Source organism: Trinickia sp. LjRoot230 (genome assembly GCF_964253315.1).
Taxonomy (GTDB): Bacteria; Pseudomonadota; Gammaproteobacteria; order Burkholderiales; family Burkholderiaceae; genus Trinickia.
The window spans coordinates 2,405,433-2,417,761 of the sequence record NZ_CAXUQX020000001.1; the positions used below are offsets into that span (position 1 = coordinate 2,405,433).

A 12,329-nucleotide genomic window follows, 5' to 3' on the forward strand; every position below is an offset into this window, starting at 1 on the left:
CACCTTTATTTCCAGTCGCAGCCCTTATGACCAGTCCGACCAAAGACAACGATATTCTTCGCTACTACGACGCGGAAATGCGCTACCTGCGCGAGGGCGGCAAGGAATTCGCTCAAGCCTTCCCCGACCGCGCCCGAGCCCTCGGGCTTGATGGCCTCGGCGAACGCGATCCACATGTCGAGCGCTTGTTCGAAGGCTTCGCCTTCCTGATGGGCCGCTTACGCCATAAGCTGGACGACGAGTTGCCAGAACTGACCGAAGGTCTCGTCAGCATGCTCTGGCCGCACTACCTGCGCATGATTCCATCACTATCGATTCTCGAATTGCAGCCAGACAGCGGAACGCTGCAACGGCATCAACGGCTTGAATCAGGTCTCGAAGCGGTGTCCAATCCGATTGTGCTCGACACTGGCGCCAGTGACCGGGCCGCTGTTGAATGTGTCTATCGCACTACCCAACCCGTCGATCTTTATCCGTTGCGCCTGACCGAAGCGCAGGCCACCACACGGGACGACGGACGTTCGGTACTGCGCTTGCGTTTCTCGATCGAGCCGCAGGCACAACGCGCGCAACTCGATGTGCCGCGCCTGCGGCTATACCTGCATGCCGACCGGCCTGTGGCACTCGCTCTGTACGCGGCATTGACGGCAAAACCCTTGGCGATGCAGACGCGCATACCGGGGCATCCACAAGATCATCTGGGAGCGCCGCAAGCCATGCCCGGCTTGCGCCTCGAAGCGGCCGGCTTTGCCCCCGATGAACGGCTCTGGCCCAAGGCAGACAACGCTTTCGGCGGATATCAGCTTCTGCTCGAATATTTCACGTTTCCCGAGAAGTTCATGTTCGTGGATATGCTGGGGTTCGATATCCAGGCGATTCCGAACGACGTGACGTTCTTCGATGTCGAGGTGGTACTGCAAAAGCCGTATCCCCACGACATGCGTTTTTCTGCCGACAACTTGCGGCTCTATTGCACGCCGATCATCAATTTATTCGACCTGGAAGCCGATCCGATCACTACGGCTCAGTTTGACACCGACTACCGTGTGTTGGCCAACGAACGGCATGGCGTACACGTGGACGTCTATTCAGTGGACGCCGTGCAGGGCTTCGAGATCGGCGCGGGCACGCGCTTCGAATACGCGCCCTTCGCGGCATTCCGCCACCGCGGGGGCATGCTGCGCCACGAGATGCCCGAACGTTACTTCCACACTCGCGTGCGGCGCGGCCCTTCCGGACGCTTCGACACGTGGGTCGTGCTTGGCGGCCATGCATGGGAACGCGCGACGACGTTGCCGCGTGAAACACTGTCGCTGTCGGTGACCGGGACAAACGGCATGCTGCCGCGCAAGGGCCTGCGCGAAGCCGGAATCATGCGCATGCGCGCTGGGTTCACCGACGTGGCCGCCGTGCGCAATCTGATCGCACCGACCTTGCCCGTCCACCCACCCAACGGGGATCGCTTCCACTGGCGTGTGTTGTCGCACCTGACGCCCAATTATCTTTCGCTGCTCGACGCACAGCTGCTGCGCGGCGCGTTGGCCTTGTACGACTGGACCGACGGGGAACTCAATCGTCGCAGGATCGAAGCAATCGTCGAGGTGCGGCATCGGCCAGTACAGAAGCTCGTCAAAGGTGGACTGCTGCGCGGCGTGGAGATCGAGGTCACGCTCGATAGCCATCAGTTCGCTGGCGATGGCGATATCGAACTGTTCGGCGCCATGCTCAACCGCTTTCTCGGGCTGTATGCCACGCTGAATTTGTACACGCGGCTCATCATCATCGCGCAACCGACCGGGCAGCGCCTCGTCTGGCCCGATACCAAAGGCGAAGGGGCGCCGTTTTGAACGCGACCGAAGCGCATCGCATGCTCGATATCGATACACCGCCTTTGTGGCGGGAACTCTTCTCGCACGCGACCGAAATGCACTTTTTCCGGTTCTGCGAACTGCTGGAACGCAGTGCGCCGGAGCGTCCGCTGTTGGGGGCCACCGAGTCACCGGCAGACGATCCGATCCGCTTTCGTTCGAAAGCCCGACTGAGCTTTCCCAGTCGTGAAATCGACGCAGTGGAATGCGAGCCCGGTCAAACCGCACTGCCGCCGACCGTGCGAACCACGTTCCTCGGCTTGTACGGCGTCGATGCGCGAATGCCGTCGTACTTCTTTGATCAGATCGCGCAGAACCATGAGGGCGCCGAGCCGCTGGCGGCGTTTCTGGATCTGTTCCATCACCGCGTGGTCACGCAGTATTACCGCATTTGGCGCAAGTATCGGTATCCGGTGGGCTTTCAGCGCGGCGGGCGCGATGCCGTATCGACATATCTGCTGAGCTTCGCCGGTTTAGGGCTGGGTGCACCCGATATCGAAACATCGGTCGGCACACGCAAGCTGCTGTCGATGCTTGCGTTGATGGGCCAGAAAACGCGCACGGCGGAAGGTGTTGCCGGTGTGCTGCGACACGCGGTGCCGGACGCGACGATCACGGTGGAGGAATTTCATCCGGTTTGGGTGGCCGTCGCCGCTACCGAGCCGATGCCGCTGGGCGAACACTACGTGCTGGGCGGAGGTTTTTTCGACCGCGGCAACTGCGTGAAGATTGTGATCGCGCCGATTACGCCTTCGTCTGTTCGCGGCTTGATGCCTGGGCAGCCGATGTATCAGGATGTCGTGCAAATGTTGCGATTGTATCTGGGCTATGAAGCGCAAGCAGTGCTGCATATGCATGTGCAGCCAGCGCTGATGCCCTCGCCGGTGCTCGAACCGCAGTCGATGAGCCTCGGGTACACGGCTATGCTGCCGTTCGACAAGGCGTGTGGCGGCGATCGAGAGCCGGTGCGGGTGCAGCTTGGCGTGTGGAATAGGCCGTGTGGGGGCTAGCTTACCCGCTGACCGTTTCATATGCTATTTGACTTGTCAGCACGATAAGGAGCGTTGCCCACCGCAAGTCCCCACAATCGAATAATCGTCTACACCCCTGTAACCATCGGCCATCTCCAAACGAATTACCTTTTCAGATCGTGTCTTGTGCGATCGAAACCGTGATAACCGTTCCTTTAAGGAGAAATCAAATGGCCACACAAGCTCTGAGCGTCGCATCGCTGTCCGCCGCCGTCGGCATCGCACTCGCCATGCAAGGCGGGCTCGCACAGGCTCAAGGGATGGGCAAGATGGATAACGCGCCCCCGATCGTCAAAGAAAACATGGAAAAAATGGCGAAAAACCATCTCGAGAAATGCTACGGCATCAACGCCGCAGCGAAAAACGACTGCGCCGAAGGTGCGCACTCATGCGCCGGCCAAGCGACGCAGGCACGCGACGCGAAGTCGTTCGTGCTGCTGCCCGCCGGCGATTGCAGCAAGATCGCCGGCGGCAAAGCCAGCGCGAGCTAAAGGTCGCGACGATGAGCGCCGCAGCCTTGACACCCTTGCCCGGCATCGCCGCCGCTACGCGTGATGCATACGATGCGTGCGGCGCCATTCCCCCGCGAGCGGGTGTCGGGCTGCGCTTTCGTCATCATCGCGAGGCGCTCGAAACACATCCCGCCGTCGCCTGGTTCGAGGTGCATACCGAGAACTACATGGGCGGCGGCGCGGCACCCGACTATCTCGACCGTATCCGGTGCGATTATCCGCTCTCGCTCCACGGCGTGGGGCTCTCGCTCGGCAGCGCCGACGGCCTCGATGCCGCACATCTTGCGCGTATCGCCGCGGTGATCAAACGCGTGGAGCCAGGCCTCGTCTCCGAGCACTTGTCGTGGAGCGCGATCGGCGGCTCCTATCTCGGCGACCTCCTTCCGTTGCCTATGACAGAAGAAGCGCTTGGCATCGTCTGTCGTCACGTCGATGAAGTTCAGACCACGCTCGGACGGCGCATTCTTGTCGAAAACCCATCGACATACCTGCGCTTCGCACACTCGACGATTCCCGAATGGGAATTCCTCGCGGAGCTTGCCCGTCGCAGCGGCTGCGGAATCCTCTGCGACGTCAACAATCTCTATGTCAGTGCCTGTAATCACGGCTGGGACGCCGCCACCTATCTCGAAACTTTGCCGCCAGCGGCCATCGGCGAAATCCATCTGGCGGGCCATAGCGTGCGACATCTCGACGGCGGGCAGATTCTGCGAATCGACGACCACGGTTCGCGCGTCAGCACTGAAGTATGGGCGCTCTATCGCGACGCGCTCGCACACTTCGGCCCGGTCCCGACGTTGATCGAATGGGATACCGACGTGCCGCCAATCGAGACGCTGATGGAAGAGGCTGCCCTTGCCGACACAGCACTGGAGACGATTCGCCATGAATCTGCAGTCACCTTCGCTCGCTGAGCTGCAACAGGCGTTCTGCCGGAGCCTCTTTCCGTCCGCAACAGCGGGCGACTTAGGCGGTGAGAACGCCGACGCAACGGCCTGGGTACTGGCCGACGGCCTTGCGCCAAGCGCGCGTCTGAACGTCTACCGCAATACAGCGACGAGCGTGCTCGCCACGGCGTTATGCCTCGCGTTTCCCGCGGTCAAGCGACTCGTAGGAGCGGATTTTCTCGAGGGTGCCGCACGGCTCTTTTCGGAGCAGGTATTGCCGACGACCGCGTGGCTCGACGCGTATGGAGCAGCCTTCCCCGCGTTTCTCGAGACGCTGCCGCAAGCTGCATCGGTGCCGTACCTGGCCGACGTGGCGAGACTCGAGTGGCAAGTGAACGTCGTGCTGCACGCGAGCGATGTCGACCCGCTCGATCTCTCGATGCTTGCTGGTCTTACCGAAGACGCACTCGGCAGCTTGCGTCTTGCGGCTCACCCGGCTGCGCGCCTTCAGCGCTGCACGTTTGCGTCCGACGCGATCTGGCGTGCGGTACTCGAGGAAGACGACGCCGCGCTCGCTGCGATTTCGCTCGACGAGGGCCCGGTGAGGCTGCTCGTGCAGCGTACGAACGCAGGCGTGGATCTGCTGCGGCTTTCCGACGGCGAATGGTTGATCAGCGAGGCGCTTTTTGCCGGCGAACCGCTGCGCCCAGCGCTCGCGCTTGCGCCCGACGCCGACGGCTATGCACTTTTCGCGGCGTATCTCGCGCGCGGATGTTTTGTTAAGGGCTCCCCTTTAGAGGTTCAAGGGCAGTGATCTGATCGAAAGCGACGAGAAAAGACGAAGGAGATATCCAGCCATGACTCACTTTTTACGAACATCGGACCATAGCGTGCCCGCCACCCCTGCGCGCATTTTCTTGCGGTTAATACAGCAGCTCGAGCGCGTCCCTTACTGGTTGCTCGCCATCCCGCTGCGGCTCGCGATTGCAACCGTGTTCTGGGCATCCGCTACGGCCAAACTCGCCAACTGGGACGCCGCGCTTTATCTTTTTCAAACCGACTACAAGCTGCCGTTCGTGCCGCCCGAGGTGGCCGCCTACCTCGGAACGTCGATTGAACTCTGTGCTCCGGTGCTGCTGGTGCTCGGCCTCGCCACCCGGCCCGCTGCGCTCGCGCTGCTCGGCATGACCGCGGTCATCGAAATTTTCGTATATCCGCAAGCGTGGCCGACTCACATTCAATGGTTTGCGATGCTGCTCGTGTTGCTTTGTCGCGGCGCCGGCGCACTGTCACTCGATCATTTGTTGCAGCGCTTCTGGGCGCGCCGGGCTGACACATGATGCACCTCGGTACAACTGCTAACAAAATCCAATCAATTCGTCGAGCAACCGGCCGTAAAATCGAGGCGCTCAATCTCAATTAGGCAGTCGGAGAATTCAAATGAAAACGAATCGATTGATGTTGATCGCCACGACGAGCCTCGGCATGATGCTGTCGTCTGCCGCATTTGCAGCTGCGGGCGGCGGCGGGAATGGCGGCGGAGGCGGCGGAGGCGCCGGCGGTAGTGGTGGTGGCGGACATGGTTCCATGGGCGGCCAGGGCTCGCTCGGCGGTGCGGGCGGCGTCTCGGCGAGCCATATGAGTACTCGCGGCATGACGAACACCAATGGCTTCGAGTCAGGCGATCGCGACAAGGGGCTCGCTCGTGCCGCTGATCGCGCATCGCCCAATGCAAATCTCGGCGTTGGATCGACGCACGCACGTACGAATACGCATACCTCGCTCAAAGCGCATCACCATCGTGCCGCGCAACAACTGCAACAACATAGCGCGATGCCGAGCGCCTCGCCCCGAGATGTTTAGTAGGACTAAGTATTTTGTTTAGGTCTGCTAACTTTTGAGCCTTCCTTGTTCTGCGCACTGCAAGAGAAACGCAGTGGCCTCCTCGAGGCGGTCCGTCCGTTGCCGATGGCCACCCGCGGTTTCGACATAAATAACGGGTGGAGCAGGTTGCGCGCTGACTAGCGCGTATCGAGCGGCAGCATTTCCGAGTGCGGCTGCGAAACGACGTTGCCCTTCGGGGGGTACTCGGACATCCCTACGGCCCGTCAAAACGTAGGTGGGCGCGACGGGCGCAGCACCCTGCCGCAGCGCGAGCGCCGCATGAAGCGGTCCGCGCTAACGGTTGGATCAGCGATGCCCATATGGACGACTACGCCAGCAAAGACGTCCGAATAACGCACCGATGCCATCCCCGCGTGAAGCCCACCCATACTAAATGACCGCGCCGTCACGGCACCTGGGCGGGCAAGCCCTTTCGTCACAAGCGCTTTGCCGACCGCAGCCATGTGCGCTGTCCCCGTCGGCCGCTGGTCTCTCACACCGGCCTCGTGCCAGCTCCGACCTTTACCGGAACCGCCTGCAATATAGCCGTAGGCCAGTGTCACGTTTCGCTTGAGCACGAGAGCCTCCAGTTCTGCGCGGGTCGGAAGCCGAGGGATGGACGGCGCTCCGTATGCGCCAAACCGTAAGAACGGTGCCCCCCTTCGCCCCATTCTTGCGAACAACGTTTGTCAACCGTCGTGTTGATCGTTGACGGCTGCTGCGCGACCAGGAAGCGTCGATTGTCGATCCATTCGATGTTCCCGGCACGCGGATTATCGACCTTCAGCGACAACGGTGTCGGGCCGTCCAAATCGATCACATGCAGCACCGAGCGTTCACCCTCCGGCGCCTCGCGCAAAACGCCGAATCGGCATCGAGTTGACGGTCCGTATGGAGGTAGCGCTTGTAGTCTCTACTGTTATCTATCTAATCGATAGGAGCAAAAACATAAGAATGCGGGTCGCAACAAAAGCGTGAGTGCGGCAGCGAACTGAAGGCAATGCCCTTTTACGCCGGCTCGCCAGCTGACCATGGGGCCAACACGATCAACGTTGCACAAAAACGAAGGGCGTTGGCCGTTTCGATTCCTTTTGCATTTCGCAGGTCTGCGTTATCGAAACGCCGGTTGGCTACGAATACCCGCGCGTGTGCGACAGCTCGCGCGGCAGATAATCGATTTCACGCGGCACGGCAAGCGCCGTCGCCCAAGCATCCTCGTCGACACGGAGGTCGCTGTGCGCAATCGCTGGCTCGTGCTCTGCGCTGGAACGTTTTTGATGGCGATACTCGGCGCACTTTATTCGTGGAGCGTCGTCGGCGACGCCCTCGCGGCTGGCCTCAAGTGGTCGCATACGCAAGCGACCCAGGCGTTCGCATGGGCGGTATTCTTCGTCGGTGTCGGCGCACTGGTCGGCGGCCGCTGGCAAGATCGCGCCGGCCCCCGCGTCGTTGCGCTGACCGGTGTCGTACTGTGGGGGATGGCCAACGTGCTGGCCGGCGTCGGCACGAGCAGCTTGGGCGCGCTTTGGCTATATTCGACCTACGGCGTGATCGGCGGCTTCGGCGTCGGGCTCGGCTATACGAGCACCGTCGCTATCGCAATTAAATGGTTCCCCGATCGCCCCGGGCTTGCTGGCGGAATCGTGGCGATGGGCTTCGGCGTCGGCTCGATCGTCTACAACCTCGCCCTCGGCATCGTCCTACCGGTGCTTGCATCGCTTGCCGGACATCGTGCCGGCAACCCACCGCAAGAACAGGCCCGCGCCGCACTGGCCGCACTGATGTACTCCGGCGCGGTGTTCGTCGTGCTGGGTCTGGTCTGCGCATGTTTTCTGAAAAAAGCGCCAGCACCAGTCGCGTCCGCGTCTCGATCCGTTTTGCGTAGCACGTCGTTCACCACAGCCGAAATGCTTAGGACTCCTCAATTCTTTTTGCTGTGGTCGATGTTCTTCGCAAATATCTGCGGCGGCATGCTTGTGATTGCAAACGCGGTGCCGATCATCGAGGAATTGACACACGTCGGCGCGCCATTGGCAGCTAAGGCATATGCTGCCGCGGCACTGGCCAATGCGTTCGGACGCTGCTTCTGGGGCGCGGTCTCCGATCGCATCGGACACAATCGCACTTACGCTGCGCTCTTCGGCATACAGGCAGCCACTTTTATCGCGATGAGCAGTATCCACAACGTGCAATGGCTCGCAGTTGGCGTTGCGATCATTTTGTTGTGCTTCGGAGGCGGCTTCGGCGTGATGCCGTCGTTCAACACGCGCTACTTCGGCACCGCGCATATGGGCTCGAATTACGGTGTGCTGCTGACCGCATGGGGATGCGCTGGCCTTGCCGCCCCGCTCTTGGCCGCGCGCATCGCCGACACCGCGGGTTCGTTCGCCCATGCGCTTACGAGTACCGGCCTGCTGCTCGTCACCGCGCTGATGCTGCCCGCGCTGAGCCGAGCCCCCCGGCGGCGTGACATCGCTACGTTTGATCTCGATCGTTACGTTTAATCGTCATCGTCATCGTCGTGATGATGCTTCCAATGTTTGTGATGCCAACGATGACGATCCCAATCACCATCACGGTAAGGGTAGCCATAGACAACCGGAGGTGCATACACGGGGGGCGGTGCGTCATAGACGACGGCAGGCGCCGCCTCGACGACCGGCCCCGGAATGCCCACGAAGACACCGATATCCGCGTGAGCCGACGCGCTACTGGCCGCGCAAATGGCAACCAGCGCGACGGCCGGCAAGATGATGGCGCGCTTCATGACGATCAAGATTGATTCTCCCTGTTCATATTGCCTGTCGTATCGATAAACAGCGCCGAAAGACAAATTGGATGCTAGTGCGGACGGCAAGCGGCAGGTGAAACGGCGTTGTCGCTTGTGTAACGGGGGGTAACGTTTAAGCGCCACTCACTCGGAGCCCACGAACTCCTGCGCCACCGCAGCGATCAACGCTTGCACCCGCGCCGTTTTATAAAGATCCGCGTGCGCCACCAGCCAGACGTCGAAACGATCTCGGCGCCCTCGCATGACCCGTCTCAACTCGGGCTCGTCATCGGCGCGAAAGCACGGCAACTCCGCGATGCCGAGGCCCGCGATCGTGGCCTCGATAAGCATCATCGTCGATGACGTTTGAAACACCACCCGGCCGCGCGAAGTCGGCTCGCCGCATAGCGCATCCCACATCGACGGCACGACGGGCTGCTGATACATCACGAGATCGTGGTCTTTGAAGGCCTCGCCTTCGCGTGGCTCGCCGCGCGCCGCAAGATAGGCGCGCGAAGCGTAAATACCCGCTTCAAGCTGGCCGAGCCGCCGAACAATGAGATCGGGCGCGTCCGGCCGCACCGTCCGAATCGCGAGATCGGCTTCGCGCCGCGTAAGGTTCGCAAGGCCCGCCGACGTCACGCAGACGATGTCGATGCCGCTGTGCCGTGCGCGCAGTTTGGCGATCGCCGGAATGACGAAGCGCTTGCCGAGCGAATCGGTCGTGGCAACGCGGATCGTGCCGCACAACTGATCGTCGAGGCCCGCCACGCGCCGCTCGATTTGCAACGCGGCCTGCTCCATGGCTTCGGCAGGTGTAACCAGCGCCTCGCCGGCAGGCGTCAACACATACATCGTCGGCGTGCGCAGAAAAAGGCGCGCAGCCAGCGCATCTTCAAGCGCCGCGATCCGCCGGCCCACCGTGGCCTGATCGACCAACAGTTGCGCCGCCGCGCCGCGCAGCGTTCCCGTTCTGGCCACCGCCAGAAAAAAGCGTGCATTGTCCCAATTGGTCATGGTCGTGTTCAAAGCCTCAAAGCTGGCGGTGCCCGCGCATGATGCAAATTTGCATCATGCCGATGCGATATTACTGCTTTATTGCAGCGCCTTGCGTTTGTAGACTTTGAGCTAACCAGTTCACGCGGAGTTCATGATGACCGATATGGTTGCTCGCATCGTCGCGGCACCGGCACGCCGCGGCAGTGCTGCCCGCAAACAACTGACGCTCGCGTTTGTTGCGGGCGGCATGTTTATGGCAGTGCTCGATACGACGATCGTCAACGTCGCGCTGCCGGCCTTGCGCGCGCACCTCGGCGCAACAGTCGGCGGCCTTGCGTGGATCGTCGACGCTTATACGCTTGCATTCGCCGCGTTGATTCTCGCCGGCGGCGTGGCATCGGATCGCTTCGGCGCCAAGACCGTTTATCTCGCCGGCCTCGCATCGTTTGTCGCAGCGTCCGCGGCCTGCGGTTTGGCTACGTCGGTAGGCGCGCTGATCGTTGCACGCTTGGCGCAAGGCGCCGGCGCGGCGCTTTTCCTGCCCGCCTCGTTGGCGATCGTGCGCGCCACATTCGATGACCCCACAGCGCGCGCACGTGCGATTGCCACGTGGGCGCTGCTTGCATCGGCTGCCGCTGCGATCGGCCCGGTCGTGGGCGGACTGCTCATTGACAGTTTTGGCTGGCGCAGCGCATTTTTGATCAACGTTCCAACGGGCACAGCCGCCTTCGTCGGGGCCGCTATCGTCGTGCGCCAAACAGCACGAACCGGTACACGCTCGTTTGATTGGATCGGACAACTGTCGAGCACGGCCGCGCTCGCCGCGCTATGTTTTGCGGCCATCGAAGTGCCGGCGCGCGGCATCCGCTCGATTGAAGTCGTCGCTGCCCTGCTCTTCGCGGCGGCAGCCATGATCATGCTCGTGGCTCATGAAAGGCGCGCGCACGAACCGATGGTGCCGCTCGCATGGTTGCGCAACCGCGTCTTCGTTGCGATGAACGCGGCAGGTAGCCTCGTGTACGTAGGATATTTCGGACTCCTCTTTATTTTGAGCCTTTACCTGCATGGCGCACTCGGCATGGATGCGCGCGCAACCGGTCTCGCACTGCTGCCGTTGGCCGCGAGCCTGCCGTTCGGCAACATGATTGCGGGCCGGCTGCATGCGCGCGTGAGCGGCGCCCGGCTCATGGCGCTCGGGCTAGCCACGGCCGCCGTCGCGGCACCCTTGGTCGCGGCGCTGCTGACTTGGCACGCGCCGCGTGTGCTCGCCGATGCCGCGATGATCGCATTTGGCGGGGGGACGGCACTGTCGGTGCCGCCGATGATCTCGACCGTGCTCGAGCAAGTGCCCGGTGAACTCGCCGGCGTGGCGTCGGGCCTGCTCAACGCGCTGCGGCAAGCAGGCAGCCTGCTCGGCGTTGCCTTCGCCGGTGCGGCGACAATGCTGTCATCCAATCTCGCGGCATCGTTGTGGATAGTCGGCACCGTCACGTTCGCGACCTATGCGTTCGCCGCTTGGCTTGCACATCGGTTCGGAACGAAACGCGCCTAGCGAAGAACGAATTCAATAGCCGAGGATCGGGTCCCACAGCGATACGCTATTACGCGCCTGTCATGAACCCCGCCCATGATGCTCGGGTTGTCAGCGCCTGCCAGTTCGCTTCGCGAGGGCTTTCACGTCCGCGCCGTTGCTCGTCGGGCAAATGGCTATAGGCTTCTTGTGCATGCTTCACGTCGTGCCAGGTTTGAAGCAGCGTGCGCAAGTCGCTACGTGCCTGCGCATAGTTCAAAAACTGATCGCCCTCCTGCGAGATGTCGCCCCTCTCGACAGCATTGAGGTACTTCACATAGTTTTCGAGCATCAATCGATCTCGATCGTTCACAGGTGTCTCGTCAAGCAGCGCGCGTGCTCGCTGAATCAGCCCCGGCGTATCGTCAGGGTCCCGCGTCGTGCCGGCTGCGGATGTCGGCGGCACGATAGGCGGTTCAGAGCTACCCACTCCCGGGCCCGGCCCGTGCGAACGCAATCTTCCACCGGGCGGCAGGTCTTGGCGCGAGCGTCGTCCGCTCCTGCTCGACCCATCGACATCGAGCTTAACGGCGAGCGCAGCAGCTTTGAAAGCGCCGCGCGATTGTAATTTGTTGTCAACACGAAGTCCGGCGAGCAGAACATTGGTGGCCGGCACTGGAGCGCCTTTCAACGCGCTGACTGTTTCGTTTTCACCGGCTTGATCGAACTTGATCGGCCCGAACGAGCGCAATGCATTTATGCTAGAAGTTGTCACCAACGAACTCCAAAGGCCGGTTACGTAATGGTACGCAGCGGGATGGCGCACGCTAGCGCGGATGAAGCTCATGCCGACAGCCCTACGCGAAAC

At 61.8% G+C, this 12,329-nt stretch carries 13 protein-coding genes; 9 read left to right on the plus strand and 4 right to left on the minus strand.

From position 1 onward, the window contains the following. Window positions 1-26: 26 nt before the first annotated feature. The 7 genes from tssF (at window position 27) to ACSQ20_RS11250 (ending at window position 6,161) form a co-directional block, all read left to right on the plus strand. On the plus strand, window positions 27-1,847 hold the full coding sequence (tssF, locus tag ACSQ20_RS11220) for a type VI secretion system baseplate subunit TssF (RefSeq protein ID WP_436019886.1): 1,821 nt from the start codon (window positions 27-29) through the stop codon (window positions 1,845-1,847). Continuing rightward, complete coding sequence (gene tssG / locus ACSQ20_RS11225) at window positions 1,844-2,878, plus strand: type VI secretion system baseplate subunit TssG (protein ID WP_436019888.1); 1,035 nt, start codon at window positions 1,844-1,846, stop codon at window positions 2,876-2,878. The genes tssF and tssG overlap by 4 nt, the downstream gene beginning before the upstream one ends. Before the next feature lie 191 nt (window positions 2,879-3,069). Further along, window positions 3,070-3,390 carry a BufA1 family periplasmic bufferin-type metallophore gene (locus ACSQ20_RS11230; protein ID WP_436019891.1) on the plus strand — a complete coding sequence of 107 codons (321 nt, stop codon included), beginning with the start codon at window positions 3,070-3,072 and terminating at the stop codon, window positions 3,388-3,390. An 11-nt stretch (window positions 3,391-3,401) separates the two neighbouring features. Next, window positions 3,402-4,325, plus strand: coding sequence for an MNIO family bufferin maturase (gene bufB, locus ACSQ20_RS11235; RefSeq protein WP_436019893.1), 924 nt, complete (start codon window positions 3,402-3,404; stop codon window positions 4,323-4,325). Continuing rightward, a complete protein-coding gene (locus ACSQ20_RS11240; RefSeq protein ID WP_436019895.1) occupies window positions 4,297-5,112 on the plus strand; it encodes an HvfC/BufC family peptide modification chaperone in 816 nt (271 codons plus the stop codon). The genes bufB and ACSQ20_RS11240 overlap by 29 nt, the downstream gene beginning before the upstream one ends. Window positions 5,113-5,155: 43 nt before the next feature. Further along, window positions 5,156-5,638, plus strand: coding sequence for a DoxX family protein (locus ACSQ20_RS11245; RefSeq protein WP_436019897.1), 483 nt, complete (start codon window positions 5,156-5,158; stop codon window positions 5,636-5,638). A gap of 100 nt (window positions 5,639-5,738) precedes the next feature. Further along, window positions 5,739-6,161 carry a hypothetical protein gene (locus ACSQ20_RS11250; protein WP_436019899.1) on the plus strand — a complete coding sequence of 141 codons (423 nt, stop codon included), beginning with the start codon at window positions 5,739-5,741 and terminating at the stop codon, window positions 6,159-6,161. Window positions 6,162-6,406: 245 nt separating this feature from the next. Here the strand turns inward: ACSQ20_RS11250 and ACSQ20_RS11255 are convergent, their stop codons facing one another. Further along, entirely contained in the window at window positions 6,407-6,760 is a 354-nt protein-coding gene (locus ACSQ20_RS11255) for a prolyl oligopeptidase family serine peptidase (RefSeq protein WP_436019901.1), read from the minus strand. A gap of 570 nt (window positions 6,761-7,330) precedes the next feature. Here ACSQ20_RS11255 and ACSQ20_RS11260 point away from each other — a divergent pair. Beyond that, on the plus strand, window positions 7,331-8,686 hold the full coding sequence (locus ACSQ20_RS11260) for an OFA family MFS transporter (RefSeq protein WP_436019903.1): 1,356 nt from the start codon (window positions 7,331-7,333) through the stop codon (window positions 8,684-8,686). Here ACSQ20_RS11260 and ACSQ20_RS11265 read toward each other — a convergent pair. Beyond that, the gene (locus ACSQ20_RS11265; RefSeq protein WP_436023050.1) at window positions 8,683-8,949 is read right to left on the minus strand and encodes a hypothetical protein; all 267 of its coding nucleotides are present in this window, start codon (window positions 8,947-8,949) and stop codon (window positions 8,683-8,685) included. The genes ACSQ20_RS11260 and ACSQ20_RS11265 overlap by 4 nt on opposite strands. A gap of 147 nt (window positions 8,950-9,096) precedes the next feature. Continuing rightward, window positions 9,097-9,969: a LysR family transcriptional regulator gene (locus tag ACSQ20_RS11270; protein WP_436019905.1), complete on the minus strand. Its 873-nt coding sequence runs from the start codon at window positions 9,967-9,969 to the stop codon at window positions 9,097-9,099. Window positions 9,970-10,102: 133 nt separating this feature from the next. Between ACSQ20_RS11270 and ACSQ20_RS11275 the strand changes: the two genes are divergently transcribed. Beyond that, the gene (locus ACSQ20_RS11275; RefSeq protein WP_436019907.1) at window positions 10,103-11,503 is read left to right on the plus strand and encodes an MFS transporter; all 1,401 of its coding nucleotides are present in this window, start codon (window positions 10,103-10,105) and stop codon (window positions 11,501-11,503) included. Between the two features lie 49 nt (window positions 11,504-11,552). Here ACSQ20_RS11275 and ACSQ20_RS11280 read toward each other — a convergent pair whose 3' ends face one another. Further along, window positions 11,553-12,236, minus strand: a complete 684-nt coding sequence (locus ACSQ20_RS11280; RefSeq protein ID WP_436019909.1) for a hypothetical protein — start codon at window positions 12,234-12,236, stop codon at window positions 11,553-11,555. Between the last annotated feature and the right edge of the window lie 93 nt (window positions 12,237-12,329).

Excerpts from the sequence above, each read along its gene's own strand:
- tssF (WP_436019886.1), top strand. The coding sequence starts at position 27 with ATGACCAGTCCGACCAAAGACAACGATATTCTTCGCTACTACGACGCG.
- ACSQ20_RS11230 (WP_436019891.1), top strand. The coding sequence starts at position 3,070 with ATGGCCACACAAGCTCTGAGCGTCGCATCGCTGTCCGCCGCCGTCGGC.
- bufB (WP_436019893.1), top strand. The coding sequence starts at position 3,402 with ATGAGCGCCGCAGCCTTGACACCCTTGCCCGGCATCGCCGCCGCTACG.
- ACSQ20_RS11240 (WP_436019895.1), top strand. The coding sequence starts at position 4,297 with ATGAATCTGCAGTCACCTTCGCTCGCTGAGCTGCAACAGGCGTTCTGC.
- ACSQ20_RS11245 (WP_436019897.1), top strand. The coding sequence starts at position 5,156 with ATGACTCACTTTTTACGAACATCGGACCATAGCGTGCCCGCCACCCCT.
- ACSQ20_RS11250 (WP_436019899.1), top strand. The coding sequence starts at position 5,739 with ATGAAAACGAATCGATTGATGTTGATCGCCACGACGAGCCTCGGCATG.
- ACSQ20_RS11265 (WP_436023050.1), bottom strand. The coding sequence starts at position 8,949 with ATGAAGCGCGCCATCATCTTGCCGGCCGTCGCGCTGGTTGCCATTTGC.
- ACSQ20_RS11270 (WP_436019905.1), bottom strand. The coding sequence starts at position 9,969 with ATGACCAATTGGGACAATGCACGCTTTTTTCTGGCGGTGGCCAGAACG.
- ACSQ20_RS11275 (WP_436019907.1), top strand. The coding sequence starts at position 10,103 with ATGATGACCGATATGGTTGCTCGCATCGTCGCGGCACCGGCACGCCGC.